The sequence below is a fragment of the Glutamicibacter arilaitensis Re117 genome, from assembly GCF_000197735.1.
Lineage (GTDB): Bacteria > Actinomycetota > Actinomycetes > Actinomycetales > Micrococcaceae > Glutamicibacter > Glutamicibacter arilaitensis.
In genome coordinates this window covers 689,049-715,669 of the sequence record NC_014550.1, presented here as the reverse complement: position 1 = coordinate 715,669, position 26,621 = coordinate 689,049, and the positions used below count along the sequence as shown (strand labels likewise).

General features: G+C 61.1%; 22 protein-coding genes. 14 read left to right on the top strand and 8 right to left on the bottom strand.

Annotated features, from left to right (window positions below; genetic code table 11):
- Window positions 1–85 precede the first annotated feature (85 nt).
- From AARI_RS19555 to AARI_RS03685, 7 genes are all read left to right on the top strand, one after another.
- Window positions 86–232 carry a hypothetical protein gene (locus tag AARI_RS19555; protein ID WP_013348020.1) on the top strand — a complete coding sequence of 49 codons (147 nt, stop codon included), beginning with the start codon at window positions 86–88 and terminating at the stop codon, window positions 230–232.
- A gap of 207 nt (window positions 233–439) precedes the next feature.
- Window positions 440–1,198, top strand: coding sequence for a LamB/YcsF family protein (locus tag AARI_RS03710; protein ID WP_013348019.1), 759 nt, complete (start codon window positions 440–442; stop codon window positions 1,196–1,198).
- Window positions 1,195–2,799, top strand: coding sequence for a 5-oxoprolinase subunit B/C family protein (locus AARI_RS03705; protein WP_013348018.1), 1,605 nt, complete (start codon window positions 1,195–1,197; stop codon window positions 2,797–2,799). The genes AARI_RS03710 and AARI_RS03705 overlap by 4 nt, the downstream gene beginning before the upstream one ends.
- 8 nt (window positions 2,800–2,807) lie before the next feature.
- Window positions 2,808–4,547, top strand: a complete 1,740-nt coding sequence (locus tag AARI_RS03700) for an acetyl/propionyl/methylcrotonyl-CoA carboxylase subunit alpha (protein ID WP_013348017.1) — start codon at window positions 2,808–2,810, stop codon at window positions 4,545–4,547.
- Between the two features lie 52 nt (window positions 4,548–4,599).
- Entirely contained in the window at window positions 4,600–5,277 is a 678-nt protein-coding gene (locus AARI_RS03695; protein WP_013348016.1) for a GntR family transcriptional regulator, read from the top strand.
- A 378-nt stretch (window positions 5,278–5,655) separates the two neighbouring features.
- Window positions 5,656–6,648: an adenosine deaminase gene (locus AARI_RS03690; protein ID WP_013348015.1), complete on the top strand. Its 993-nt coding sequence runs from the start codon at window positions 5,656–5,658 to the stop codon at window positions 6,646–6,648.
- Window positions 6,649–6,829: 181 nt separating this feature from the next.
- The gene (locus tag AARI_RS03685; RefSeq protein WP_049862557.1) at window positions 6,830–7,777 is read left to right on the top strand and encodes an IS481 family transposase; all 948 of its coding nucleotides are present in this window, start codon (window positions 6,830–6,832) and stop codon (window positions 7,775–7,777) included.
- Between the two features lie 139 nt (window positions 7,778–7,916).
- Here the strand turns inward: AARI_RS03685 and AARI_RS03680 are convergent, their stop codons facing one another.
- Both AARI_RS03680 and AARI_RS03675 read right to left on the bottom strand, forming a co-directional pair.
- Window positions 7,917–8,726 carry a putative hydro-lyase gene (locus AARI_RS03680; RefSeq protein WP_013348014.1) on the bottom strand — a complete coding sequence of 270 codons (810 nt, stop codon included), beginning with the start codon at window positions 8,724–8,726 and terminating at the stop codon, window positions 7,917–7,919.
- 13 nt (window positions 8,727–8,739) lie between these two features.
- Window positions 8,740–9,957 (bottom strand): NRAMP family divalent metal transporter, encoded by a 1,218-nt coding sequence (locus tag AARI_RS03675; protein ID WP_013348013.1) that lies wholly within the window; start codon window positions 9,955–9,957, stop codon window positions 8,740–8,742.
- A gap of 225 nt (window positions 9,958–10,182) precedes the next feature.
- Here AARI_RS03675 and AARI_RS03670 point away from each other — a divergent pair, with 225 nt between their 5' ends.
- The 3 genes from AARI_RS03670 (at window position 10,183) to AARI_RS03660 (ending at window position 14,416) form a co-directional block, all read left to right on the top strand.
- On the top strand, window positions 10,183–10,782 hold the full coding sequence (locus AARI_RS03670; protein ID WP_041648421.1) for a PadR family transcriptional regulator: 600 nt from the start codon (window positions 10,183–10,185) through the stop codon (window positions 10,780–10,782).
- A complete protein-coding gene (locus AARI_RS03665; RefSeq protein WP_013348011.1) occupies window positions 10,779–11,504 on the top strand; it encodes an ABC transporter ATP-binding protein in 726 nt (241 codons plus the stop codon). The genes AARI_RS03670 and AARI_RS03665 overlap by 4 nt, the downstream gene beginning before the upstream one ends.
- Before the next feature lie 296 nt (window positions 11,505–11,800).
- A complete protein-coding gene (locus tag AARI_RS03660; RefSeq protein WP_157867077.1) occupies window positions 11,801–14,416 on the top strand; it encodes an ABC transporter permease in 2,616 nt (871 codons plus the stop codon).
- 104 nt (window positions 14,417–14,520) lie between these two features.
- Here the strand turns inward: AARI_RS03660 and AARI_RS20250 are convergent, their stop codons facing one another.
- The 3 genes from AARI_RS20250 to AARI_RS03650 all read right to left on the bottom strand — a co-directional run bounded on the left by AARI_RS20250 (window position 14,521) and on the right by AARI_RS03650 (window position 17,516).
- Entirely contained in the window at window positions 14,521–14,652 is a 132-nt protein-coding gene (locus AARI_RS20250) for a hypothetical protein (RefSeq protein ID WP_013348009.1), read from the bottom strand.
- Between the two features lie 358 nt (window positions 14,653–15,010).
- The gene (gene purH, locus AARI_RS03655) at window positions 15,011–16,681 is read right to left on the bottom strand and encodes a bifunctional phosphoribosylaminoimidazolecarboxamide formyltransferase/IMP cyclohydrolase (protein ID WP_013348007.1); all 1,671 of its coding nucleotides are present in this window, start codon (window positions 16,679–16,681) and stop codon (window positions 15,011–15,013) included.
- A 97-nt stretch (window positions 16,682–16,778) separates the two neighbouring features.
- Window positions 16,779–17,516 (bottom strand): hypothetical protein, encoded by a 738-nt coding sequence (locus tag AARI_RS03650; protein WP_041648418.1) that lies wholly within the window; start codon window positions 17,514–17,516, stop codon window positions 16,779–16,781.
- 187 nt (window positions 17,517–17,703) lie between these two features.
- Here AARI_RS03650 and AARI_RS03645 point away from each other — a divergent pair, with 187 nt between their 5' ends.
- Window positions 17,704–19,041 (top strand): MFS transporter, encoded by a 1,338-nt coding sequence (locus AARI_RS03645; RefSeq protein WP_013348005.1) that lies wholly within the window; start codon window positions 17,704–17,706, stop codon window positions 19,039–19,041.
- Between the two features lie 4 nt (window positions 19,042–19,045).
- Here AARI_RS03645 and AARI_RS03640 read toward each other — a convergent pair whose 3' ends face one another.
- Window positions 19,046–19,615 carry a TetR/AcrR family transcriptional regulator gene (locus tag AARI_RS03640; protein WP_013348004.1) on the bottom strand — a complete coding sequence of 190 codons (570 nt, stop codon included), beginning with the start codon at window positions 19,613–19,615 and terminating at the stop codon, window positions 19,046–19,048.
- Window positions 19,616–19,824: 209 nt separating this feature from the next.
- Between AARI_RS03640 and AARI_RS03635 the strand changes: the two genes are divergently transcribed.
- Together AARI_RS03635 and AARI_RS03630 are read left to right on the top strand one after the other, a co-directional pair.
- Window positions 19,825–20,493 carry a histidine phosphatase family protein gene (locus AARI_RS03635; protein ID WP_013348003.1) on the top strand — a complete coding sequence of 223 codons (669 nt, stop codon included), beginning with the start codon at window positions 19,825–19,827 and terminating at the stop codon, window positions 20,491–20,493.
- A 108-nt stretch (window positions 20,494–20,601) separates the two neighbouring features.
- Entirely contained in the window at window positions 20,602–23,622 is a 3,021-nt protein-coding gene (locus AARI_RS03630; RefSeq protein WP_013348002.1) for an alpha-mannosidase, read from the top strand.
- 167 nt (window positions 23,623–23,789) lie between these two features.
- On the opposite strand, the gene AARI_RS03625 is transcribed toward AARI_RS03630, so the two are convergent.
- On the bottom strand, window positions 23,790–25,304 hold the full coding sequence (locus AARI_RS03625; protein ID WP_013348001.1) for an SDR family NAD(P)-dependent oxidoreductase: 1,515 nt from the start codon (window positions 25,302–25,304) through the stop codon (window positions 23,790–23,792).
- A 32-nt stretch (window positions 25,305–25,336) separates the two neighbouring features.
- Window positions 25,337–25,906 carry a phosphoribosylglycinamide formyltransferase gene (gene purN / locus AARI_RS03620; protein WP_013348000.1) on the bottom strand — a complete coding sequence of 190 codons (570 nt, stop codon included), beginning with the start codon at window positions 25,904–25,906 and terminating at the stop codon, window positions 25,337–25,339.
- Window positions 25,907–26,056: 150 nt separating this feature from the next.
- Here purN and AARI_RS03615 point away from each other — a divergent pair, with 150 nt between their 5' ends.
- Entirely contained in the window at window positions 26,057–26,587 is a 531-nt protein-coding gene (locus tag AARI_RS03615) for a DinB family protein (RefSeq protein WP_013347999.1), read from the top strand.
- The last annotated feature ends 34 nt before the right edge of the window (window positions 26,588–26,621 follow it).

Here is a 26,621-nt window from a genome sequence, read left to right as displayed (position 1 = left end):
TTGCATGCAATCACCGCTAGGCTGTGGGCAAGCAGCAATTATTAGCTGGCTTGAGAAAATCTAGTACTGATGAAGGGAAGGAATCATGGCAGCGGAACATCACGACGAAACCACTGGTCCGGACAAGTCGCCGAATCCCCACGGCAAGAACACCGAGGTACCAGATCCAGACGAGGCGCAGAACGCGCCGATTCCCTTTGGACATGAAGAAGATGGCGACAACGAAGACTGATAGCAGCCGCCGTTGACGCATAACGCAGGCCCGGGGCCGGAATTCCGCGTGAATTCCCGCCCCGGGCTTTGCCGTTGCCTGAGCCGATCCGGGCAGTCAGCCACCGGGTGAGAGCGCTTGCCAAGACTTCCTCCCCTAGGATTGTTGAACAATTGGGGAAAGTAAGGCATTCTTTTACCAAGGCATTTTCACGAGACGGGGATCACAATGGCATTCATCGACCTGAACTCAGACGTAGGCGAGTCGTTCGGCAACTGGAAGATGGGCGATGACGCCGCCATCTTCACCTCCGTTTCCTCAGCCAACGTCGCCTGCGGCTTCCATGCCGGAGACCCCAGCACCATCGCCCAGACCTGCCGCGATGCCGTCAGCGCCAATGTCACCATCGGAGCCCACGTCGGCTACCGCGACTTAGCCGGTTTCGGCCGCCGCTTCCTGGACTGCTCGGCCACCGAATTGGCCGATGACGTGCTCTACCAGCTTGGAGCCCTGCAAGCCCTGGCACGCGCCGCAGGCAGCGAAATCAAGTACGTCAAGCCGCACGGCGCCCTGTACAACACCATCGTGCACCACCAGGTGCATGCCCAGGCCGTCATCGATGCCATCAAGGCCTTCGGCGCCGACCTGCCGGTCCTGCTGCTGCCAGGTTCTGTCGCCCTGCAAAAGGCCGAAGCCGCTGGCCTGCGCGGCGTCGCAGAAGCCTTCGCCGACCGCAACTACACCCCCGAGGGCACCCTGGTCTCCCGCCGCGAATCCAACGCCGTATTGCACGACCCCGCGCAGGTCACCGAGAACATGGTCCGGCTGGCCACCGAAGGCACCATTGTTGCCGTGGACGGCAGCACCATCAAGATGGAAGCCGAGAGCATCTGCCTGCACGGCGATACTGCCGGTGCAGTGGCCATGGCCAGCGCCGTGCGCGCAGGACTGGAACATGCCGGCGTGCAGATCCGGAGCTTCGCGTGAGCATCCGCGCCATCCACCACGCCGGCTCCCACGACCTGCTCGTCGACCTCGACTCTCTGGATGCGGTGCTCGCACTGAACGCTGCCTTGGAAGCGTCCCCTTTGGAGGGCCAACGCGACCTGCTGGCCGCGGCACAGACCGTACTGCTCAAATTCTCCAATGCCGAACAAGCCCAGCGTGCCCGCACCCTGCTGCCTACCTTGGCTTTCGGCACGGCGGCTGAAACCATCGGCAAGGTCGTTGACGTTCCCGTGCACTACGACGGCGAAGATCTCGCTGCCGTCGCCGAGCTGACTGGGCTGAGCATTGATGCGGTCATCACCGCGCACAGCACCCAGGCCTGGCGTGCGGTGTTCGACGGCTTCGCCCCGGGCTTCGCCTACCTGCTTGGCCAGAACCAGCAGCTGAACGTGCCGCGCCGCGAAACACCGCGCACCAAGGTGCCAGCCGGTGCTGTCGCGCTCGCCGGCGAGTACTCGGCCGTCTACCCGCGCCAGTCCCCCGGCGGCTGGCAGCTGATCGGGCATACCGACGTGCAGATGTGGGACCTGGAGCGCGAGAACCCGGCGCTGATCCGCCCGCAGGACACCGTGAAGTTCACCCCTGCCATGCAGAAGATCGCGGTACGCGAAACCCCCGCGTCCGCGCCAGCGCAGCCCGCCGCGGACGGAAGCAGCGCACTGCGCATCATCGATTCCGGCCTGCAGTCGCTCTTGCAGGATGCCGGGCGCATCGGCTACGGCAATCTCGGCGTCGGCGTGGCCGGCGCGGCTGACCCAGCAGCCTTCCACCAGGCTAACCGCCTGGTGGGCAACCCGGTCAACCACGCAGTCATCGAGAACCTGGGCAGCCGCATCACGCTCGAAGCCGAGCAGGACCAGGTGCTGGCTCATACCGGTGCCGAAGCCGACCTGTGGATCACCCCGGCCGCCGACGATGAAGTGCGCACCGAACGCCAGGTCGCGGGCAATACGCCCTTCGCCCTGCTGCACGGCGAGCGCCTCACGGTCACCTCGGGCGGCCGCGGGTTGCGCAGCTATCTGGCGGTGCGCGGGCAGATCGGGCTTGAACCGGTCCTCGGCTCGCTGTCCACCGACACCCTCTCCGGGGTGGGCCCGGCGCCGCTGGCATCCGGTGGCGTGCTTCCGGTACAGCGTCCGCGCATCGGGCACATCGTCGGCAATTCCCTGCCCAGCACGCTTCCGGTCCCCGATGCCCAGGGAGTGTACACGCTGCGGGTGCTGGCCGGTCCGCGCGCTGACTGGTTCGGCCCGGCAGGACTGGCCCAGCTGACCGGCCAGGTGTGGGAAGCGACCAGCGAGTCCAACCGCGTTGGCGTGCGCCTGGGCACCGGCGCGCAACCGCTGCAGCGCATCCGCGCAGGCGAGCTGGCCAGCGAAGGCGTGGCCCGAGGCTCGCTGCAGGTCCCGCCCTCCGGCTTGCCGGTACTGTTCCTCGCCGATCATCCGGTGACCGGCGGCTATCCGGTGATCGCCACCGTCATCGCCGAAGACTTGAGCGCAGCCGCGCAGCTTCCCCCGGGAAGCAGCATTCGATTTCTCCTCCATCCCGCTGCCGGCCAACCGGCCGCTGAAGCCTAAGGATTGTCATGAAAAAAGTTCTCATCGCCAACCGAGGCGAAATCGCGGTCCGCATTGCCCGGGCAGCCACCGACGCGAACATCGCTTCGGTCGCCATCTACTCGGATCCGGATGCCGACGCGCTGCACGTGCGCCGCGCCGATGAAGCGTACCCGCTGCATGGTTCCACCGGCGCCGACACCTACCTGAACATCGAGAAGATCATCCAGATCGCCAAGCACTCCGGCGCCGATGCGGTGCACCCGGGCTACGGCTTCCTTTCGGAGAATGCCAGCTTCGCCCAGGCCGTCATCGATGCCGGCATGAGCTGGATCGGCCCCTCGCCTGAAGCCATCGAAGCCCTGGGCAACAAGGTCACCGCGCGCCAGATCGCGGTCCGCGCCGGCGCTCCGCTGGCCCCGGGCACCGACGGACCGGTCAAGGATGCCGCCGAAGTGCGCGCCTTCGCCGAGGAATACGGTGTGCCGGTGGCCATCAAGGCTGCCTTCGGCGGCGGCGGACGCGGCATCAAGATCGCCCACTCGATGGATGACATCGCCGAGTCCTTCGAATCCGCCACCCGCGAAGCCACCGTGGCTTTCGGCCGCGGCGAATGCTTCGTGGAGCGTTTCCTGTCCAAGCCGCGCCACGTCGAAGCCCAGGTCCTCGCCGACACCCACGGCAACGTCGTGGTCATCGGCACCCGCGACTGCTCGCTGCAGCGCCGCCACCAGAAGCTCGTCGAAGAAGCTCCTGCACCATTCTTGAGCGACGAGCAGCGCACCCGCATCCACGAATCGGCGCGAGCCATCTGCAAGGAAGCGGGCTATGTGGGCGCCGGTACCGTGGAGTACTTGGTGGCCCAGGACGGGCTGATCTCCTTCCTGGAAGTGAACACCCGCCTGCAGGTGGAGCACCCGATCACGGAGGAAACCGCCGGCGTGGATCTGGTTGCCGAGCAGTTCCGCATTGCCGATGGGCTGCCGCTATCGCTGAGCGAAGACCCGAAGCCAACCGGCCACGCCTTCGAATTCCGCATCAATGCCGAGGATCCGGCCCGCGGCTTCCTTCCAGCACCGGGCACCATCGAACGCTTCGAGGCTCCCACCGGTGCCGGGGTGCGTGTGGATACCGGTGTGCGCAGCGGATCGATCATTCCGCCGTTCTACGATTCGATGATCGCGAAGCTGATTGTGCGCGGCGCGGACCGCGACCAGGCCTTGCGCCGGGCCCGTCTGGCACTGGAAGAAATCAACATCGCCGGGGTCCCCACGGTATTGCCCTTCCACCGCAGCATCATCAATCATGAGGCGTTCACAGGCCAGTCCCTGGGCGTGTACACCACCTGGATCGAGGACGAGTTCCTCAACGAGGTGGAAGGCAGCGATGACATGGATCTGGACCAGCGCGACACCAGCCGCGAAACGATCACCATCGAACTCGATGGCAAGGCCGTGCAGCTGGGACTGCCAGCGGCGATGACCAATGCGCTGCGCAACTCCTCGGGCGCTGGAGCGGCTGCCGCCGCGCAGGGCGAAGAGGCTGGCGAACAAGATGCCTCCGCGGTGCAGAGCAGCATGGACGGCAACCTGGTGCGCTTCACCGTGGAAGACGGGCAAAGCGTGGAAGCCGGCCAGAGCGTGGCCATTATCGAGGCCATGAAGATGGAATCCCCTGTTACCGCACACCGTGCCGGAATATTCACTGCGGCCAGCATCAGCGTGGGTACCGGAGTTCGTCGCGGCGATACCTTGGGCACAATCAATTAGCATCGCCGCCCTGGCGGATAAAACCGCAGGGCAGATGGGATAAATTGGAAGCATGGATGCCACCAGCACTACCGCCGCCCGCCCAGCTAAAGCACCGCACGCGCATAGCGGCGTGTGGGCTGCCGATGAGCTGCGCCGGCGTATTGCCGAAGGCGAACTGCTGCCTGGCGACAAGCTCTCCGAACAGGCCTTGGCCGAATCCCTGGGGCTTTCGCGCAATACCCTGCGCGAAAGCTTCACCCTGCTCAACAGCGAACTGATCATCACCCGCATCCCCAACCGCGGGGTCTTTGTCGCCTCCCCTGACGCCGATGACGTGCGTGAAATCTATGCGGTCCGCCGGACCATCGAGCCGGCATGCCTGGCCTGGGGCCCGGAGCTGGACCTGGAAGCGCTGGAGCGGATCATCGCCCAGGCGCGGGCCGGGCTCGCGGCCGGCGACGTGGCGCGCATGGCCAGCGCCAACCAGGACTTCCACAAGCAGCTGGTGCGTTCCTCGCACAGCGCGCTTCTCCAGGAACTCATGGGTCGGGTGCTGGCTCGCATGCGCCTGGTCTTCCATGCCATGAGCGATGCCCCGGATTTCCATTCGCACTATGTAGAGCGCAATGCCACCTTGCTCGCGCTATTGCGCGATGGCAAGCGGATGGAAGCTGCCGAAACCCTGCGCAGCTACCTCGATACCGCTGAAGCCGAATTGCTCAGCCATATTCACCAGCGTTCTTCCTGAGCTTCAGCCAAGGCACCAGCAAGGCCAATTTGCCTGCGATGTTCATCTCACCGCGTCCATGGCCACCGGCACGGTGCGTCGAGGCCGGGAATTAGCCCTATCGGCTTGGGCCAGCAGGGTTCCGAACTGGAACATGCGCTCTCCTGCCCCGTCAGTTCAGCTTTTTGACGCGCCTTTGTGCAGTCGACGCTCCCTGGGCTCCTGCAGCATCCCTTCCCTGCAGGGCCCCAGCGCGACCTGAATCGAAGAATTAAGCGCCGCGCACTTTCCAAGAAGGCGCATAGATAGCCACCGTATGGTTTAACGAATACCTTGCCGGTTCCGGGGCCTTATCCTCGCAAGCGGCGCATCCGTTCCCTGCTTGGAAGGCCATCGCCCGTGAAATTGCCTGTCGCTGAATTGCACGTCCACTTGGAAGGAACCCTGGAGCCGGAAATGATCATGGCCCTGGCCAAGAAGAATTCCATCGAATTGCCCTACGCGTCCATCGAAGAACTGCGTGCCCAATATCAGTTCACCAACCTGCAGTCCTTCCTGGACTTGTTCTATGCGAACATGGCCGTGCTGCGCACCGCGCAGGACTTCCGCGAGATCACCGTCGCGTACCTGCAGCGGGCCCACGACTCAGGCGTACGCCACGTCGAGCTTTTCTTCGATCCGCAGGCCCACATCGGCGGTGCCCTGGACCTGCGCGAAGTCATCGCAGGGATCCGTGCAGGCTTGGCCGACGGACTGGAACGCTGGGAGTTGTCCAGCAAGCTCATCGCCTGCTTCTGGCGCCATGCCCCGGCTTCCGAAGCCATGGAGCTGATGAAGGTGCTGGTTGAGCAGAAGCATGACATCGATGGCATCGGCTTGGATTCCTCGGAGGTCGGTTTCCCGCCGGAGCTGTTCACCGAAGTCTTCGACTACGCCCGGGCCCATGGGCTGCATGTGGTGGCGCATGCGGGCGAAGAAGGCCCCGCCGAGTACATCTGGCAGGCCCTGGACCTGCTCAAGGTACAGCGCGTCGACCACGGCATCCGGAGCTTGGATGATCCGCAGCTGGTGCAGCGCCTGGTCGATGAGCAGATGCCGCTGACTGTCTGCCCGCTGTCCAACATCCGTTTGCGTGCGGTGGACACCATGGCCGAACACCCCCTGCCGCAGATGCTTGCCAAGGGCCTGAAGGTCTCGGTGCACTCCGATGACCCGGCCTACTTCGGCGGCTACATGGATGCCAACTTCGATGCCTTGATGGAGCAATTCAGCTTCAGCTCCGAGCAGCTGGCCACCTTGGCGAAGAACTCTTTCGAATCCTCGTTCCTGGATGAGCAGTCCAAGCAGGCACTTGTCGCAGAAGTCCAGGCTTGGGCCGAGCAGCAAAAATAGCGCTCCGCCATTAAATAAAGAATGTTTTCTCTCAGGACATCGGTAACAGTTCTGTATCAGGACATCGGTAACACTTCCACGTTTAAAGTGGTGACACTTCTACCGGAAATTTAACACCCTCCAAGTACACAGCCCGCCTGCCGGCTTCATGGCCAGCACGCGGGCTGATGAACTGGAAAGTGTGAAAAATGATCCAGTCAACTCGACAATACGCTTAGCCATCGCCCGATGGCCACAAGACGCTCCCAGAGGCGCGGTCACCGCCTTCTGCGAGGAACACGGCATTAGCCGCAAAACCTTCTACCAAATCCGCAAACGAGCCCAGACCGAAGGCAAAGACGCGGTGAAGGTCTTCCGCAAAGGCATTGAAGCCTGCGGCGTGCCGCAAAGGCTGCTCACCGATAATGGTGATGCGCTGAACCCCATCCGTCGTGGAGTGCTAAGCGAACTGGTCGCCTACGCCAACGGGCTGGGCATCGCCACGATCACCGGCAAGCCCTACAAACCCACTACCCAGGGCAAGAACGAGCGGTTTCATTCGACCTTGTTCAAATGGCTGAAGAAGCAGCCGTTCGCCACTGATCTAATCCAGCTGCAGGCGCAGCTCGATGTTTTCGACCAGGCCTATAACACCCAACGCGGACACCAGTCCTTGGAAGAGCGAATGACTCCGCAAGAAGCGTGGGATGCCACGGCCGTAGCTGAGCCGTTGGAAATTGGGCAATGGAAGGAACTGAGCACGAAACCAGGACCGAGCGAGGCCGCGCTAGCTGTTTGCCTCCAAGCTGGCGGTGAACGTGAAGCTCAGCGGATGGCTGTTGCACGAACCCCTCCGGAGCCGGTCAAGCTCAGCGGCACCCTGCCTTCCGAACATACGGGTGAGAGCGGAAACCAGGTACTTCGGGCCAATAAGAACAGATGTCTGCGGGTTGCCGGGGTTGAGATTTATCTGGGGAAGCTGCTGCGTTCCACCATGGTGAACGTGGTTTGGGACCCGACGGACTTGATGGTGCTGGGCATAAATGGTGAACTGGTCGCGAAATTCGATTACCCATTCCCGCAAGGCGTGAAGTATTTGAGTTTGAGGCATGCCACGGTGAGGTTCCAAAACATGCCTGATCCAGTCTGAACTGTTACCGATGTCCTGAGACACCGAGTGTTACCGATGTCTTGATACAGAAGTGTCACCGGTGTCTTGAGACATCACACCATTAAATAAAGAACGCGGCGGCCTTTTGGGGGATGGCCGCCGCGTTCAGCTTTCGGGATCAGGGAACCTGGTATTCGGTATCCCTGATGTCGGTGATGAGCATATGCCCCGGAGCGTGGCCGATGGCCAATGCCGGGCGTGATTCCATGACTGCTGCCTGCGGGGTCACCCCGCACGCCCAGAACACCGGGATGCTCCCTTCCGGGATTTGCACGGCATCCCCGAAGTCAGGGGCCGCCAGATCCTCGATGCCCAGTTCCCCTGGATTGCCGATGTGCACTGGCGCGCCGTGCACCGCCGGGTACCGGGAAGTGATGCGCACCGCGTCGGCGACCTGCGAGGCGGGGATGGGACGCATGGACACGACCATGGGACCGGAGATGGCGCCGGCGGTTGCCGAGCGGCGGTTGGTCTTGTACATCGGGACATTGACGCCCTGGTCGATGTGCGCCACCGAAATGCCGCTTTCCATCAGCGCCGCTTCGAAGGTGAAGGAACAGCCCACGATGAACGTCACCAGGTCATCGCGCCAGTAATCCCCCAGATCGGTGGGTTCAGCGACCTTGATCCCGTTTTCGTACACCAGGTACTTGGGGACATCCGTGCGGATATCTCCCCCGGCCAGCAATTCGCTGCTGGTCTGCCCGGCTTCCAGCACGCCGAGAATGGGGCAGGACTTGGGATTGCGCTGGGCGAAGAGCAATACATCGAAGGCCAGTTCCTGCGGAACGATCATCAGATTCGCCTGCGCGTAGCCGGCGCTGATTCCAGCGGTCGGCAGTACCTGCCCGGCGCGGAAGAGCTCGCGGGCCTCGCGCGGGGACATCGCCGCCCGCTCAGCTAATTCCATATCCTTGAAGTTCTTCATGACTCTTCTTTCCCTAGCCGTTCCAGAGGGCTGCCAGACCCGACAGCGAGTTCCAGCCCAGGTATACGCTCAGGACCCAGGTCAGTGCGCCGATGACCAGCAGGCCCTTCGGGTACTTGTACCCATTGAGCAGGTCGCGGCGGCGCCATGCGACCCAGAGCAGTACTGCGAAGCCCACAGGAAGGATCAGGCCGTTGAAGGCTCCGGCGAAGATCAGCAGGGTCGCTGGGGCCTTGCCCAGGAACATGAAGATGATGCCGCAGACCAGGATGAACGCCAAGGTGATCAGGTTGCGGGTGCGCTCCGGGGTGGTGCGCTTGGTGATGAAGGAAACCGAGGTGTAGGCGGCGCCGATGACGCTGGTCAGTGCAGCGGCCCAGAGGATCACGCCGAAGGCGCGGATGCCGATGGGGCCGGCGGCGTGGCCGAACGCTTCAGCGGCTTTGTTGTCGCTGGTCAATGCGACACCGCCGGCGACGACGCCGAGGATCGCCAGGAACAGCAGCACTCGCATGACACCGGTGACGATGATCGCCAGGGTGGAGATGTTGGAAATCGATTTGACGTGCTCGACGCCGGAGGTGCCCGAATCGATCATGCGGTGCGCGCCGGCGTAGGTGATGTAGCCGCCGACGGTGCCGCCGATCAAGGTGGTGATGATCAGGAAGTCGATCTTCTCTGGCAGCACCACGTTGCGGATCGCATCTCCTACCGGAGGCGCGGCGACAATCGCTACATAGAGCATCAGCAGGATCATGATGGCACCGAGCATCACAACGATGCGGTCCAGTGCCATTCCGGCCTTCTTGGAGAGGAAGATCAGGATTGCCACGACGGCGGAGAGCGCGCCACCGATCTTGGCATCCAGTCCGAGCATGGCGTTCAGGCCAAGGCCGGTACCGGCGATGTTGCCGATATTGAAGACCATGCCGCCAATGAACACGAGCGCGGCCAGTACCCAGCCGATGCCGGGCAGGACCTTGTTGCCCAGTTCCTGGGCGCGCATGCCACTGACGCCGATGACGCGCCAGACGTTGAGCTGGACAGCGATGTCCACGAGGATGGAGACCACGATGGCGAAGGCAAAGGCCGCGCCGATCTTTACCGTGAACTCGGTAGTCTGGGTGATGAAGCCGGGGCCGATGGCGCTGGTGGCCATCAGGAACATGGCGCCTAGGAGCGCCGTGCGCCGCGCCTTGCTGCTTTGGGATGTTGACTCAGGAAGTGCCATGATGACGTTCCAATGCGATAGTGGTGACAACCGTCACAAGGTCAATGTGATGGACAAGACTTTACAGGTTGTTGAACAACCTTGGCAAGATGTTGTTGAACAATATTTGCCCATTTCGCAATAGACATGATTCCAGCGAATTAAATACGCATACTCAGTATCTATATTTAACGTATACTCAGTATGCAATCATTTCGCGTACCCATCGCATCCTCCGGAGGTCTCTTGTCTATCCGACATTCTCTTCTTGCCCTATTACACGACCAGCCGATGTATGGATACCAGCTTCGCAGCGAGTTCGAAGAACGCACAGGTTCCACCTGGCCGTTGAATATCGGCCAGGTCTACACGACACTTGACCGTTTGGAGCGCGACGGCTTGGCCCTCAAGGACGGGGATGACGGGGAGGGCCACGTGTTCTACCGAATCACCACGGCAGGCAAGGCCGAGGTTTCCCAGTGGTTTGCAGATCCCGTCGTCGCAACAAACCCGCCCCGCAACGAATTGGCCATCAAGTTGTCCCTGGCAATGACCCTGGACAGTGTGGACGTGGAAAAACTCCTGCAGGCGCAGCGCACCGCCTCGATGCGCAACTTGCAGACCTACACCCGGCAGCGTCGCGAAGCAACGAAGTTCGACTCCAACGACTCGCACGATGTTGCATGGATTCTCGTGCTGGATTCATTGGTCTTTGCCGCCGAGGCCGAAATCCGCTGGCTCGATCACTGTGAAGGATGGCTGAGGAAGCACCGCTTCCGCACTTCGAAAAATCCTGCCGTCCACGCAGCAAAAGCGCTCAATGACTCGAAAGAGGTGACGCGATGAGCAATCAGGTACTCCAGCTTCGCAAAATCTGTATGACATACGGTAGTGGAGCGACGTCCGTGGGAGCCCTGCGGGATATCGACCTAGACGTTTCTGCTGGCGAGTTTGTCGCGGTGATGGGCCCCTCAGGTTCTGGCAAGTCATCGTTGCTGACTCTGGCCGGCGGTTTGGACAAGGCCACTAGCGGTGAAATCTACGTCGAAAACACGCCATTGGGCGCGCTGAACATCAATGACCTGGCCCGTCTGCGCCGGCGCGCCATCGGGTACGTCTTTCAGGATTTCAATCTTGTGCCGTCTTTGACGGCGGTTGAAAATGTCGCATTGCCCAGAGAGCTGGACGGCGTGCCTTTTCGTAAAGCCCGTCGACAAGCCATGGACGCACTACGCTCCGTGGGGATCGACAAACTGGCGGACCGCTTCATGGACCAAATCTCCGGTGGCCAACGGCAAAGGGTCGCTATCGCCCGGGCCATAGTTGGCGAGCGCCGCCTAATTCTGGCCGATGAACCGACCGGCGCGCTAGATACTGCATCTGGCGACGGAATCATGGAAGTACTACGCCAACGGGCAGATGCCGGATGCGCAGTCGTCCTGGTGACCCATGAAGCCAGACATGCCGGGTGGGCCGACAGGGTACATTTTCTCAAGGACGGAAAAATCGTGGACCAGGCAGCGCAATCCTATGATCCGACGGTGCTGCTGGAGCTTCCCGCGAACTAATCATGCCACTGAATTTAGAACCACAACACGGCGACAAAAAACAGCAACTGAAACTCGCGCTTCGCATAGCGTGGCTGGATATCAGGAGAAATCGTGGCCGCTCAGCACTCATTGCGGCGCTCATCGCTGTGCCCATCTTGATGATTTCGGCAGCGCTTGTCGCCGGATTCAGCAAGATGCCCAGCACCGAAGAAACTATAAGAACCGAACTAGGCCAGAGTGCCGGCCGCATCAGCCTCCAATACTCGGATCTTGCCAGCTTAACCCAAGGCCCCAAAGGCGACTTGAGCAGCGTTATGAGCGATTCTGAAGCAGAACCAGAACAACGCAACGGAACGCTTGATGATTTCAAAGATCTGGTAGTCTCCGACTACGACGTCCTGCCACTGAGCTCCAGCCCGCTGGCGACCGAACGCGGGGATGCAACGTTGAGTTTCAATGCGGTCATTGGAGACGTCCTGAACCCTGCTTTCGATGGGAAATACAACCTACTCGAAGGGCGCGCAGCCACCGGCAACAGGGAAGCCCTGGGAACCCCCGGCTTCATGCAGCGATTCGACCTGCAGCTAGGCGACCAGTTCTCGAACAATGCAGGGGATTTCACCATGGTCGGCACGGTACGCGATAGCAGTACCAATGATTCGATTCCCACGTTCTTTGCCGCTGAGAGCGACATGCCGGAGAACTTTGCGCCCGGGCCCAATGAAACCATGTATTACCTTCTCGGGCAGAAACCTGCCACCTGGGCGCTGGCTACCGAGCTGAACCAGCACGGAGCAATTCTCACCTCTGCTGAACTGCTGCGCAATCCGCCGACAGCCGAACAAATTGGAGCACCCGAGGATCGCTTCGCGGATGCGCCGAGCGGCAATGGCCTCGACCTCATCGCGACTGGCGCATTGATTGCCACGCTGGCGATGGTGGAAGTGGCGCTGCTGGCTGGCGCCGCGTTCGCGGTAGGAACACGCAAACAGCGGCATGACCTTGCCCTGCTAGCGGCAACAGGTGCCGAAGCGGGCACCCTCAAATCGGTGGTGACTGCCAGCGGCCTATGGCTGGGCCTCATCGGTGGAGTTGCCGGAGCATTGGCGGGGACGGGCGTGGGCATTGCCTGGGTTCTTCTCAAACTCCGCAGCGGAGAAAACCAGCTCTGGCTGCATATCCCCTGGCCGCTGATGCTCGGAGTCATCCTGTTGGCGCCCATCGCCGGCCTGGTATCCGCTTACGTTCCCGCCCGTGCGGTGGCGAAACAAGCTTTGAATGATGCCCTGAGGTCAGGCCGGACAACGAGCAACCACAGTCGCAGGAATCTTCGGCGCGGTATCCTCTGGCTGGCACTTTCGATCCTGTTGCTAGCGTTATCAGCCTCGCTGTCCGTCTTTGGCATCATCCAAGATTTTGAACTTCGCAGTTATCTTGCACTGGTCCTGGTCATTGCGGGAAGCATCGGACTGATTAGCGCATTCATCTTGCTCAGCGCCCCGTTGCTCAGGCTAGTGGCCGCAAAATCCGCTTGGCTTCCGCTGCCGCTGCGTTTGGCAACCCGTGATTCGGCTAGGAATACAGGAAGAACCGTTCCCGCCGTGGCCGCAGTGCTGGCCGCTGCAACGCTATCGAGTGCGCTGTTGATCTACTGGTCGAGTGCCTCGCACAGCGAGAACGAAAATTACCAGTGGAGTTACAACCTCAACCAGATGGCGTTGCCGCTGTCGGTGCAGGAATATTCGCCGAGCGCCGTCGGCTCCGTGAAGATGGCTTCTGCCGACCCATTCACCACGAGAAGGATCAACGCCGAGGATGTGTCGAATGCTGCGGTCAAGGCTTTGGGACCACGCACTAGTGCCCAAACTATTCCGGGTGCTATCGACCAGGGGGAATGCACCAGGCTGGATCCAGACTCCGTTGAGCTCGATGGAATCCTGCATTCTCCGCATTGTTCGACGTGGGCTCTTATGGAACCTAGTGGACATCAATGCTTCGTAGCTCCCGATGGGAAACCTGTTGATCTGCAAGATTGGCGTTGCCACGGATCCATGGCGTCCGATTCAGGTTTTAGCAGCCTTCCCACCATCGTCGTCGGTGGTGAAGAAATACTAGAAGCTCTGCTCGGACGAAAACCTAGCAGTGAAGCGCTGCAAACGTTGAGGGCGGGCGGGGCGGTGATTAGCAATCCGGTGTATCTGAACGAGGACGAGACAACAACGTTGATTTCCTACGACGCCGACGCAGACCCCCAAGAATCGGCAGATGCCTCCCAGCAATGGTCTTCGCAGCGTGCTTCATTCAGTCCTCAAAGCAGTTTCCCCTTGCTGGCCACCGTTGAAGAACCGGCCAAGCCCATTCCGTACTACGCGGTCATTTCACCGGAGACTGCCTCAAGAATTGGGATGCCTTACGATGAGCGGTTGGTATTGCTATCCCTGGGTGAACTTCCCAGTGATGCCGTCAACGACACGCTATTAGTCGCACTGGCTGAAGCGGCAGGAGAAAACTACGGACCAGAAAAGCTGGAAACTGGCCCGAACTCCAGCGTAGCCACCGCCTTGTGGCAACTGGTCGGTCTCTCCGCTTTGGTCACCTTCAGCGCTACAGGCATTACCGCCGGGTTGGCGTTGGCCGATGGGCGCGAAGACCATTCGGTCTTGGCCAGCATCGGCGCGGATCCACGGCTGCGCAAGTCTCTGTCAGCGGCCCAGCTGTTCTTAACCTCCATATTCGGCACGTTGTTTGGAATCATGGCCGGCATCGTTGCCGCAGGGACGCTGCAATTGCTTTTCAGGGACATGGCGCTAATCATTCCGTGGACGCAGTTGGCGATCATGCTGCTAGTAGTCCCCTGTGCAGGTTCGGCGATGGCGTGGCTACTGACCAAGGGACGGCTGCACGTATTGCGGCACAGGACGCTGGCCTAGCCGGATCGGCTAAGCCACCCTTTGAAACACTCCAGGCCCGAGGTTCAACAACTCTTGAACCTCGGGCCTTTGAGTGCTCTGGGCTGAGGCTTTGCCCCGGCGGATCACTTGGATTGGGTTCCGTCTTCACTGCCGGTTTCGGTGCCAGTCGTGAAGAGGCCCTTCTCACTGGCCAACAGGGCCACAACCTCGGCCACCGAGTCGGGGCTGCCGTAACCCTGGCCCGGTGCCGGCATGAGCTTGCCAAACAGCGGCGAATCAGCGTCTTTCGGCAGCCCGGCACCCTTGCATGCACCGGGTCACCACACATTCCAAAACACACTCGGGCAAGACTATTGCAGGGACCCGAAACCGAGCTAGGCCAGAGCGCTGCCAAGATCTGGGCCGTGATTACCACCTGTGCCATCCACCTGGCGCTCGAGGACTGCGCCGAGGAGTAGAAGCGGGGACCATGAACCTGGCGACGATTACGCATCAGAATTTCGCCTGGCTCGGTGCCAGGATTCAATAGCATTGTCACTTTAAAGGACCTCAGGCCATGAACCCGTGGAGGGTTCATGGCCTGAGGTCTATACGACTTGCTACCTAGTGTTCCTAGTGGAAGAAGTGGCGTGCACCGGTGAAGTACATGGTGATGCCAGCTTCGTTCGCAGCTGCGATGACTTCCTCATCGCGCACCGAGCCGCCAGGCTGCACAACAGCCTTCACGCCGGCATCGATCAGGATCTGCAGACCGTCAGCGAAGGGGAAGAACGCATCCGAGGAAGCAACTGCCCCCTGGGCGCGCTGCTCGGAAGCAGCCGAGTCGGCGTTCTCCGCGCCACCGGCAGCATCCGCTCCGGACTCGACCTTCACGCCGAGGGTGTTGGCGCGCTCGACAGCCAGCTTGCATGAGTCGATGCGGTTGACCTGGCCCATGCCGATGCCAACTGCTGCACCGTCCTTCGCCAGCAGGATCGCGTTGGACTTCGCGGCGCGAACCGCGCTCCACGCGAACTGAAGGTCAGCCAAGGTTGCGGCGTCGGCGGCTTCGCCTGCAGCCAGGGTCCAGTTAGCCGGGTTATCGCCTTGTGCATCGATCTTGTCGCCTACCTGGACCAGCATGCCGCCGGTGACCTGGCGGAACTCGTTCTTGTTGCGTCCGTAGCCTTCTGGCAGTGCCAGCAGGCGGATGTTCTTCTTGGCCGAGAGGATCTGCACTGCCTCGTCTTCGAAGTCCGGGGCGATGACGACCTCGGTGAAGATGTCCTTGACGGTTTCGGCCATTTCCTTGGTTACCGTGCGGTTTGCGGCAATAACGCCGCCGAATGCGGACACCGGGTCGGTCGAGTGGGCCTTGCGGTGCGCGTCGGCGATCGGATCAGCAGCATCATCGGAGGCCACTGCCACACCGCAAGGGTTGGCATGCTTGACCACTGCGACCGCTGGCTTCTCGAAATCGAATGCTGCACGCAGTGCGGCATCTGCGTCCACGTAGTTGTTGTAGCTCATTGGCTTGCCGTGCAGCTGGTCAGCCTGGGCGATGCCGGCCGGGGCTGCTTCATCCACGTACAGGGCAGCCTGCTGGTGCGGGTTCTCGCCGTAGCGCAGCACGTTGGAACGCTGCAGGGCCACGCCAGCGTAGGCTGGCCAGTCGATGACGCCGTCGCCGTCCTCATCCAGGAACTGGCTTGCGGTCCACGAAGCAACTGCGGTGTCGTAGGCTGCGGTGTGGGCATAGGCCTTGGCTGCCAGGCGCTGGCGGGTCTTCAAGTCGAAGCCGCCCTCGGCGGCTGCGGAGATCACCTGCGGGTAGAAACCCGGGTCAACCACGATGGACACGGCCGCGTGGTTCTTCGCTGCCGAGCGGACCATGGCCGGGCCGCCGATGTCGATCTGCTCCACAACTTCATCCTGGGATGCGCCCGAGGCAACGGTCTGCACGAATGGGTAGAGGTTCACGACCACCAGGTCGATCTGCTCGATTTCCATCGAGGAGAGGGTGTCCATGTGCTCGGTGACGCGGCGGTCTGCAAGGATTCCGCCGTGGATGCGCGGGTGCAGGGTCTTGACGCGGCCATCGAGCATTTCCGGGGAGCCAGTCACCTGCTCGACCTCGGTCACGGGAATTCCAGCGGCAGCGATCTTCTTGGCTGTGGAGCCGGTGGATACCAGCTGCACGCCTGCGGCGTGCAGGCCAGCGGCCAGCTCCTCCAAACCGGTCTTGTCGTAGACGGAAATCAGTGCGCGACGGATAGCGACTTTGTCCAGCACGGTCTTACTCACGAAATTTTTCTCCCGGCGGTGAGAATGAATGGGGCGGGCAGCGCATTGGCCACCACCTTCATTCTAACCAAGGATGGCGCCGGACATTCAGTTCGTGTCAGGCCCCTTCGGGCAATGAAGAAAGCTGCGGGAAGTACGTGGACAGCTGCTTGTCAGTGAGGCAAAGCTGGAGCAGCTTCTCGGCATGCTCCTCATCTGCCACGTAGACCACCAGATCCGCCTTGGTACGTTCATTCAATTCTTCGCGCAAGGAACGCGCGACCGCAACCAAGGTGTGATAGTAGCGTTTGACGGTCGGCTCCCACCCCTCGCGGGCAGCTTGCTTGGTCATTGCTTCAGACCACAGCGTCGCCGCGGGATCCTCGCATAAATCAATGGATGACCAGTGCCAATCACTTGGTTCCCACTTGTCCGAATAGAAGCTTTCCGCGTCGTCTTCTTCCAGATCCGCTTCCAAGGATGCCAAGACCTCGTCCAGGTCTTCGCCATCTGCGCTTTCATCGTCAAAGGACTCTTCATCCTCGTCATCGGTTTCCGTGATGACCATGGAATCTGCTTCCAATGTGACGGCTTCTGGTTCGAGGCCTCCCTCGCCTTCGGCATCCGGGCGATCCTCGTAGTCAGCAGGCTCATCGGTGTCTTCGCCGCGCTCCACCAGCTGTTCGCGGGATTCGGAGAGCCGGTCGCGTTCCAGGGCCTGCACGGAGTTCAACGCCAGCAACGGCATCCCAATGCTTTCGCTTTCTTCGGTACTGACCCCATGCAAGGCAATGGCATAGAAATCCTGGTCCGGGTGTCCAGCTATCACTTCCGCGGCGTGTCGAAGGGCAGTCACCCGTATAGCCTCTTCGAGAGCGGTCCAATCTACTCCCATGTCCAGAGATTACCCCCTTGTCCGCACTAACAACAGGCCTTGACGCGAGAAGCAAAGAAGCGTACAGCGCTACTGGTGCAGCAAAGTTTTCGGCTATGCTTCACGCGGTACAAACCATTTCTGCTCGCACACCGAAAGGTGCACCATCGTGTCTTCTGCGCCCCTGCCTTCTGGCACCTCGATCGTGCAAGAGCTGCCATTCAAATGGAAGGTGCAAGGCACCATTTTCATCATTGGCGGCCTTGGGTTCATGTTCGATGCCTGGGACGTGACGCTCAACGGCGCTTTGATCCCGCTGGTTGCCGAGCAGTGGGGACTTGATCGTCCCACCGCGGCGTTGCTGGGCACCTCCAACCTGGTGGGCATGGCACTGGGTGCGTTCCTTTGGGGCGGGATCGCGGACAGGTACGGGCGGAAGAACGCTTTCAGCCTGACACTCCTGATGTTCTCGCTGTTCACCATCCTGGGCGCATTGTCCCCCAACTTCGGTTTCTTCGTCGCTTTCCGCTTCCTGGCCGGGGTCGGCCTGGGCGGGTGCATCCCGGTGGACTACGCACTGGTCGGCGAGTTCACCCCTTCAAAGCTGCGTGGACGAGTGCTCACGGCCATGGACGGCTGGTGGCCGGTAGGCGCGGCCCTCTCGTTCTTCGTTTCGGGTTGGGTGATGGCCACCGCCGATAATTGGCGGCTGATCCTGGCGGTCATGATCCTGCCTGCATTCATGGTGTACCTGGTCCGGCGTTCAATGCCCGAATCCCCGCTGTTCCTGGCAGCCAAGGGCCGGGATGCCGAAGCCCGGGCGGTTATCGACCAGCTCGTGGAACGCACCGGAGCGGACAAGCGCGACTACGTCATTGAACCCGTTCAGCTGCCCAAGGCTCCGCGCTGGTGGGAGCAGGTCGCGTCGCTGTGGAAGTACTCGTGGAAGATCACCGCCACCAGCTGGCTGCTGTTCATGACCATCTTGCTGGTCTACTACTTGGCACTGACCTGGTTGCCATCGATTTTGACCGAGGCCGGAATGGCCCAGTCCACCTCATTCTTCGCCACCGCGGTCATGGCGCTGATGGGGCTGGTGGGCGTGGTCATTGCCGCCTTGCTGGTGGAACGCGTAGGCCGCAAATGGCTGCTTGCGATCTCCGCCCCGATCTCCGGCATCGTGCTCATTGTCGTAGCCCAGAATCTGCAGGTTCCGGCGACTGCTATCGCCTGGGTGCTGGTCTTTGGCGTGGTGGTCCAGGTGGCCATCCCGGTGCTCTACGCGTATGTTTCCGAGCTGTACCCCACCGAATTGCGGGCTAGCGGTTTCGGCTGGGCTTCAACCATGTCGCGCTTTGCTGCAGGTTTCGGGCCACTGCTCTTCGCCGCCCTGTGGCCGGTCGTGGGGCTGGGCTGGCTGTTTGCCGGCGCGACCGTGCTGGTGCTGCTTGCCGTGCTCTTCATGTCCCGCTTCGCGCCGGAAACCCGCGGCATGAGGTTGGACTGAGCCGCTATTGCTGCGCAGCTTGCGGACGCAACCCATCGCGCATGATCTGCACGATTCGTTCTTCCAGCCCCGGAGCACTCTTGCTGAAAGACCGCGAGAGCGGACGTGTCATGGCACCGATGGTGGCAATCAGGTCTATTCCAGAGATGTCTTGGCGGACCAGATCCGCGTTCTTGGCCAGCTCCAAGGCGGCGTTGAGCGATAGGGCAGCCGAGGCCTGGACTTCCAGTACCCGAGCGCTGATTTTCTTTGGCAGTTGCAGCCCCAGCGCTTCACTCAGCGCTCCAAGATTCTGATGGATCAGCGTATCAAGAAGTACATCCCACGCTCCGGTGTCATCCGCTTCGAGACCTTCAACGGCAAGCTGGGAAGCAATTTGAACATCCTTGAGCGTGCCCAGGGTGACTTCTTCAACCAGCGAAGTCCGGTCGGCGAAGTTGCGGTAGAGGGTGCCAATGCCTACGCCGCTGGCCTCGGCGATAGTCTCCATCGCAATCTGAGCACCATGCTCAGCAAATAATTCACGAGCGACTCGAAGAATGTTCTCACGTCGCCGAAGAGCATCTGAACGCATGAGCGGATTCCGTTCTGAATGATATTTCGGGGCGCGTCTTGCGACCCAACGACTTCACGATAGCGGACGGCCCCTGCCCTGACGAAGCGGAAATTATCATTCCAGATCAAAAGTTTCTGCGTCTTCTCCGGCCCCTTCTCATTCCGCATCACTTGAAACCGTGATATTTCTGAAATCAGCAGCGTTCAAGGCGAAGGAAGCACCCTACTATGCGTTTTCAGCTCATCAGGCATGGACAAACCCCTTCGAATGTCGCAGGGCAGCTCGATACCGCCTATCCGGGTGCAGGGCTGACTCCCCTGGGGCATCGCCAGGCCAGGGCCCTGCCCCAGGTTTTCGCCGAGGGCCAGCTGCAATCCATCTATGCTTCGAGGCTGAACCGTACCCAGCTCACCGCCCGGCCACTGAGCGAATCCTCCGGCCAGCGCCTGCAGGTGATTGACGGCCTCGAAGAGATTTCCGCTGGCACCTTGGAGATGCTTGCCGATGAGCCATCCCACCATGCCTACGCCACGTGTTTGTACACCTGGATGCACGGCGGCTGGGAGCAGAAGATGCCCGGTGGTCCCAGCGGTTATGACTTCATTGAACGCTATTCCAAGGCGCTGGAAACCATCGCCCGGGCCCAGGACTATTCCGGCACCGCAGCGGTGTTCAGCCATGGTGCGGCCATTCGCGTCTTCAGCGCGTGGGCCACCAGGATGGCGCCCGCCGATGCCTCAGAGCTGTTCATCGAAAACACCGGCGGCGCATTATTGGAGCTGGGCATCGGCGGAAAATGGAGCTTGGATCGATGGAACCCGAAACCGCTCGGCGGCGACTTCGTGCGCGATGTCCTCACCGAGGACGTTACCGGTGGCGAAGAAGGCGCATCTTGAGTACGCCATTGATCGCTGGATCGCGAGTTGCACCAACTCAGCGTGAGATATTTCGGTAGTCTGGCTAGGGAGCTCAATTTCTGCTGAGCGCACAACCGGAAGGCCTTCATGCACGACGACAATTCGTTGACTATCGGACGCGTCCGCCGCGTTCTGACCGAACGTATTCTTCCAGCGATATATTCGGAAACCATGCCATTGGAGCTGTCGTGGCATGAATTGCCAGGCGAACCGATCACTCCGGCAGAAGGCCTTGCCCTGGACTACCAGCCAACGCAGGTTGGCACCGCATGGGGTGTTGCGTGGGGCACCACGTGGTTCCATCTGCAGGGTCGAGTTCCCGCCCAATGGGCCGGACGCCGCGTCGAAGCGGTCATCGACCTGGGCTTCGATGTGAATATGACCGGCTTCCAATGCGAGGGCCTGGTCTACCGTCCCGATGGCATCACCATCAAGGCCATCAACCCGCGCAACCAGTGGGTGCCGATTGCCGCCGAAGCCACCGGCGACGAAGTCATCGACTTGTATCTGGAGGCTGCTTCCAACCCGGTCCTGCTCGACTACCATCCGTTCCTGCCCACCGAGCAGGGCGATATCCTCACCTCATCCTCGCGCCGCCTGTACACCACCCGGCGCATGGACTTGGCCGTCTTCGAGCCAGCGGTCCACGAACTGTCACTGGATCTGGACGTCCTGCTGGATCTGCAAGAACAGCTGCCAGCCGGCCCACGCAAGATGCAGATCCTGCAGGCCATGGACAATGCCTTGGACGTGCTTGACCTGCAGCGCATTACCGAGACAGCACAGGCTGCCCGCGATCAGCTGGCCGGCGTGCTGGCCGCACCGGCTGAGCACAGCGCCCACCAAATTTCCGCCATCGGCCACTCGCACATCGACTCGGCCTGGCTGTGGCCGCTGCGTGAAACCATCCGCAAGGTCTCGCGCACTTGCTCTTCCATGGTGGAACTGCTGGGCGACGAAGAGGACTTCCTCTACGGCATGTCCAGCGCCCAGCAGTACAAGTGGCTCAAGACCCACCGCCCCGAGGTCTGGGACCGGGTGAAGACGGCCGTCGCAGAAGAGCGCTTCCTGCCTTTGGGCGGCATGTGGGTGGAATCGGACACCGTGATGCCTTCGGGTGAATCCCTGGTCCGCCAATTCCTATACGGCCAGAAATTCTTCCGCGACGAATTCGGCATCACCTCCAAGGGTGTCTGGCTGCCCGATTCCTTCGGCTACTCCCCTGCACTTCCACAGCTGATGCGCCGTGCCGGATTCGAATGGTTCTTCACCCAGAAGATCTCCTGGAACCAGCAGAACAAGTTCCCGCACCACACCTTTGATTGGGAGGGCATCGACGGCTCGCGCATGTTCAGCCACTTCCCGTCGATGGATACCTACAACTCCCAGCTCTCGGGTGAAGAGGTCGCCAAGGCCGCACGCCAATTCCGCGAAGCCAGAGTCACCAACAACTCCATCGCCCCGGTGGGCTGGGGAGATGGCGGCGGCGGCACCACCCGCGAGATGACCGGCAAGGCCAAGCGCCTGGCCGATCTGGAAGGCAGCGCGAAGGTCCGCTGGGAGCACCCGAACGACTTCTTCGACCGGGCCAAGTCCGAACTGCCTAACCCGCCGGTTTGGGTGGGCGAGCTCTACCTGGAGCTGCACCGCGCCACCTTGACCAGCCAGCACCAGACCAAGGCGGGCAACCGCCGCACCGAGCAGCTGCTGGTCGAAGCCGAGCTGTGGGCTGCCACCGCGTCCGTGTACGCCGGGGCAGCGTACCCGTACGAGCAGCTTGATGAGCTGTGGGAAACCGTGCTGTTGCACCAGTTCCACGACATCCTGCCGGGCACCTCCATTGCCTGGGTGCACCGTGAAGTCGTGGCCCGCTACGCCCAGATCATCGAGCAGGCGCAGGCGCTGATCCTCGCCGCCCAGCAGCAGTTGGCCGGTGCAGGTTCCACCCCGATTGCCTTCAATGGCGCTGCGTTCACCCGCAATGCATTGGCCTTCGGCCAGGCCAAGCCGGTCCAGGCACCTGCTGGCACCGCAGTTCAGGCGATTGCCGCCGATGGCGGCTACGTACTGGATAACTCGGTTGTCCGCGTGAGGGTCAATGCCCAGGGCCTGATCACCTCCGCCGTGGACCTGGCTACCGGCCGTGAAACCATCGCCGCAGGCCAGGAAGCAAACCTGCTGCAGTTGCACCAGGACTTCCCGAACATGTGGGATGCCTGGGATGTGGACAAGTACTACCGCAACCAGGTCACCGACCTGCGTGGCCTCGAGAGTCTGGAGCTGTCCGCACGCGAGGATGGCAGCCAGGTGATCACCATTGCCCGCAGCTTCTCGAACTCCACGCTGGTTCAGGAACTGTCGCTGTCTCCGGGCTCGCGCACCGTGCAGATCTCGCAGAGCACCGACTGGCATGAGGCCGAGAAGTTCCTCAAGGTCGCCTTCCCGCTGGATATCCGCGCTGAGCATGCGATTGCAGAAACCCAGTTCGGCTATCACAAGCGCGTGACGCATGTGAATACCAGTTGGGAAGCGGCGAAGTTCGAGACCTCGATGCACCGGTTCGTACTGGCTGAGGAACCGGGCTTCGGCGCTGCGCTGATCAATGATTCCATCTACGGTTTCGATGTCACCCGTGACGCCAAGGATGCACAGGTCACCACGACCATGCGCCTGTCCTTGCTGCGCGCCCCGCGCTTCCCGGATCCAGAAACCGACCAAGGGGTGCAGACCCACCGCTATGGCCTGGTCATCGGCGCGGACGTGGCCGCGGCTACCGAAGCCGGTGCGCTGCTCAACAGCGCCGAGCAGGTCATCGAAGGCGCGCAGGGTGTAGACCCGCTGGTTTCGCTCTCCGGTGAAGGCCTGGTCATTTCCAGCGTGAAGCTGGCCGCGGACCGCTCCGGCGATCTGGTGGTGCGCGTCTACGAGTCCTTGGGACGCCGCGCACACGGCAGCCTGATGGTCAATGCACAGCTCGGCTCGGCAGCGACCGTCAGCCTGCTGGAAGATGAGCTGGCTGGGCAAAGCGTTGAGCTTGACGACGGTGCTGTGCCGCTGAAGCTGGGCGCTTTCGAGGTGCGCACCTTGCGCTTCGCGTTGGCGAAGTAATTCAAAAGTGGGGAACCGGGCCGGCACGCCTTTTCGCGCGCCGGCCCGGTTCCATTTTTTGGCCAGGGTATTGATTCCCAGGAATCCGTGCCTTGTTCTGCAGCTGCAACGCCGCTAGGCACAAGAGCTCTGCGGCAATGAATTCAGCGCAGAGTACCTGTGTCTTCCTACCAGGGTGATGGCTCGTAGTCCTTGAGGAAGCACCCGTACAAATCGATGCCGCGCTCCCCGTCCACGATCGGCTGGTACACGCGGGCTGCCCCATCAATCAAATCCAGCGGGGCATGCCATCCTGCGGCGACTTTTCGGATCTTCGCTTCATGGGGACGTTCGTCGGTGATCCAGCCGGTGTCCACGGCAGTCATCAGGATACGGTCGCTGTTCAGCATTTCCTCTGCGCTGGTGCGGGTCAGCATATTCAGCGAAGCCTTGGCCATGTTGGTGTGCGGATGCCCGGCGCCCTTGTAGCGGCGGGAGAATTGACCTTCCATTGCCGAGACGTTCACGATGTACTTGCGCCGCGCCTTGCTGGCGGCCAGGGCCGGGCGCAGCCGCGAGGCCAGCAAGAATGGTGCAGTCACGTTGCACAGCTGAACTTCCAGCATCTCCAAGGCATCGACGTCACCGAGTCTCTGGGTCCAGGAATTTTCAGAAACAACATCCGGCACCAGCCCTCCGGCATCGATGGCCCGTCCTTGGGCAATACGTTCCATGCTGGCTGATCCGGCCGTCATGGCAAGCTCAGCCAGTTGCTGCGCGTCATAGCTTCTTTCGGCCGGTGAGGCCAGGAGCGCTGAGTCTTGCAGCTGGAAGGCACTGGCCAGTGCCCTGGGGTGTTCAGCCGGTGGGTTTGCTTCTCCCCACAGTTCCAGTCCCTCGCTGCGGGACAACAGTTCAGCTGGCAGTGGTTGCTGTTCGGATTCGATCAAGTGCTGGTAGGAGTTCGCGCTGCGGCGCACAGTCTGTGCCGCATTATTGATCAGGATATCCAGCGGGCCGGCTGCGGCCATTTTGTCCGCTAGGTCAATGACCTGGGCAGGATCACGCAGATCGATTCCGACAATGCGAAGTCGGTGAATCCATTCGGCGCTGTCTTCCAGCGCAGTGAAGCGCCGGGCTGCATCCTTGGGGAAACGAGTGGTGATCGTGGTGTGCGCGCCGTCGCGCAGCAAGCGAAGGGCGATATGCATGCCAATTTTGGCTCGTCCGCCGGTCAGCAATGCGCGCTTGCCACGCAGATCTGCACGGGCGTCGCGGCGTTCACGTCCCTCGGCAGCGCACTCCGGGCAGAGGTAATGGTGGAAGGCATCTACGGTGGTGTAGCGCTTTTTGCAGATGTAGCAGCCACGGGGCTTGCGGAATTCGCCGGCGCTTTCGCCTTCGGTTGAAGTGCTCAGGTCCAGGCCGAGCGTTTCATCATCGAGCCGCTGCGGCGAACCGGTTGCGGTCCGTTCAATCACGGACCGGTCAGCGGCACTGATCTCAGCGCGCTTTTGAGACTTGCGGTAGCGCTTGGCGGCCTTGAACATGTTGCTGGTCGCCCGGCGTACGGCAATATGCCGTTCATCCTCGGAATCCAGCTGGTGCACCACCGACAGGACCTTCAGCGTCGTGGCTAGTTCCGCCTCGGAAAAAAGTTCGGATTCAGCCGCCAGTTCAGGCGACGGTGTTTTCTCAGTCATCTCCCCACCAATTTTACGTGGTGGGCATTGAATTATTTTCCTTGGGCCAAATCAGCCAGGGTCGCGATGAGCAGGCGCCGTTCAACGACCTTGATGCGCTCGTGCAGGCTCTCTTCGGTGTCATCTGCCTCGATGGCGACCGCTTCCTGGCGCAGGATGGGACCGGTATCAACACCGGCATCGGCAATGTGCACAGTACAGCCGGTAACTTTCACGCCATAGGCCAGGGCATCACGCACTCCGTGGGCGCCGGGGAAGGACGGAAGCAGCGCAGGGTGGGTGTTGATGTAGGTGCCGTCAAATGCGTTGATGAATTCTTCACCGACAATGCGCATGAAACCCGAAGAAACAACATAGTCCGGGGCGTAGGACAGGCACTTTTCGGTCAGTGCATGATTCCAATCTCCGCGGTCAGCAAAGTCCTTGAAGTTCACGACAAAGGTCTCAATGCCAGCTTCGGCAGAACGCTGCACACCGTAGGTGTCGTGCTTGTCTGCACCGACCGCCGCGATCTCAACGTCTTGCAGCTGGCCTTGGGCCACTGCGTCAATAACTGCTTGGAGATTAGAACCGGTGCCTGAAACCAAAACCACAATGCGCATGCGTTCAATTCTACGGTTCTCCGGGGCTTGCGCTTCATCGCGGTGGCAATGTTGCACGCACTTTGAGTGCAGATGTCATATTCGCGCACCGCTGCACAGCTGCAGTCATAGACTGGGCTTCATATCGGCGATTCGACTTGGAGGTCTTTGATGAGCCAGATAGTTCCTGACCAGAAGAACTGGACCGTTGTCCTGGAAACTGTGTGCCAGCAGTGCGCCTACGACGTGCGAAATATCAGCCTATCCGATGTCATCGTCCAGCTGCCGGCATATGTCGACCGCTACATCCAGGTCCTGGCCCGCCCCGATGCGCAGACCCGTACGAACCCTGCCCGTTGGAGTGATCAGGAGTATGTTGCCCACGTAGCCGAAATGCTGCAAGTCATGGTGGGGCGCTTTAACCTGATGCTGGAACAAGAGGACCCGACCTTCCCCAACTGGGATCAGGATCAGGCCGCTGATGAAGGCAATTACAATTCTTTGACGGCTGGTGAAGTCGCCGAACGCTTGCGCGAAGGCGCCACCCAATACGTCGCGAAACTCTCAGCGATCGATCCCACGCAGTATTCCCGTCGCGGGCTGCGCTCAAACGGTGCCGCATTCACCGTAGAGACGTTGAATCAGTATGCCTGGCATGACATCGTCCATCACCTGTGGGATCTGACGGCAGAAACCAGCTAATCGCTTTCGACACAAGCAATTTGGCTAAATGGAA

Bases quoted from the DNA above. Each gene is read 5' to 3' on its own strand.
- AARI_RS20250 (WP_013348009.1), bottom strand. From the start codon at position 14,652: ATGCCGGCACCGGGCCAGGGTTACGGCAGCCCCGACTCGGTGGCCGAG.
- AARI_RS03665 (WP_013348011.1), top strand. From the start codon at position 10,779: ATGAGCAATCAGGTACTCCAGCTTCGCAAAATCTGTATGACATACGGT.
- AARI_RS03700 (WP_013348017.1), top strand. From the start codon at position 2,808: ATGAAAAAAGTTCTCATCGCCAACCGAGGCGAAATCGCGGTCCGCATT.
- AARI_RS03630 (WP_013348002.1), top strand. From the start codon at position 20,602: ATGCACGACGACAATTCGTTGACTATCGGACGCGTCCGCCGCGTTCTG.
- AARI_RS03635 (WP_013348003.1), top strand. From the start codon at position 19,825: ATGCGTTTTCAGCTCATCAGGCATGGACAAACCCCTTCGAATGTCGCA.
- purN (WP_013348000.1), bottom strand. From the start codon at position 25,906: ATGCGCATTGTGGTTTTGGTTTCAGGCACCGGTTCTAATCTCCAAGCA.
- AARI_RS03625 (WP_013348001.1), bottom strand. From the start codon at position 25,304: ATGACTGAGAAAACACCGTCGCCTGAACTGGCGGCTGAATCCGAACTT.
- AARI_RS03660 (WP_157867077.1), top strand. From the start codon at position 11,801: ATGAGCGATTCTGAAGCAGAACCAGAACAACGCAACGGAACGCTTGAT.
- AARI_RS03640 (WP_013348004.1), bottom strand. From the start codon at position 19,615: ATGCGTTCAGATGCTCTTCGGCGACGTGAGAACATTCTTCGAGTCGCT.
- AARI_RS03710 (WP_013348019.1), top strand. From the start codon at position 440: ATGGCATTCATCGACCTGAACTCAGACGTAGGCGAGTCGTTCGGCAAC.
- AARI_RS03675 (WP_013348013.1), bottom strand. From the start codon at position 9,957: ATGGCACTTCCTGAGTCAACATCCCAAAGCAGCAAGGCGCGGCGCACG.
- AARI_RS03695 (WP_013348016.1), top strand. From the start codon at position 4,600: ATGGATGCCACCAGCACTACCGCCGCCCGCCCAGCTAAAGCACCGCAC.
- AARI_RS19555 (WP_013348020.1), top strand. From the start codon at position 86: ATGGCAGCGGAACATCACGACGAAACCACTGGTCCGGACAAGTCGCCG.
- AARI_RS03680 (WP_013348014.1), bottom strand. From the start codon at position 8,726: ATGAAGAACTTCAAGGATATGGAATTAGCTGAGCGGGCGGCGATGTCC.
- AARI_RS03615 (WP_013347999.1), top strand. From the start codon at position 26,057: ATGAGCCAGATAGTTCCTGACCAGAAGAACTGGACCGTTGTCCTGGAA.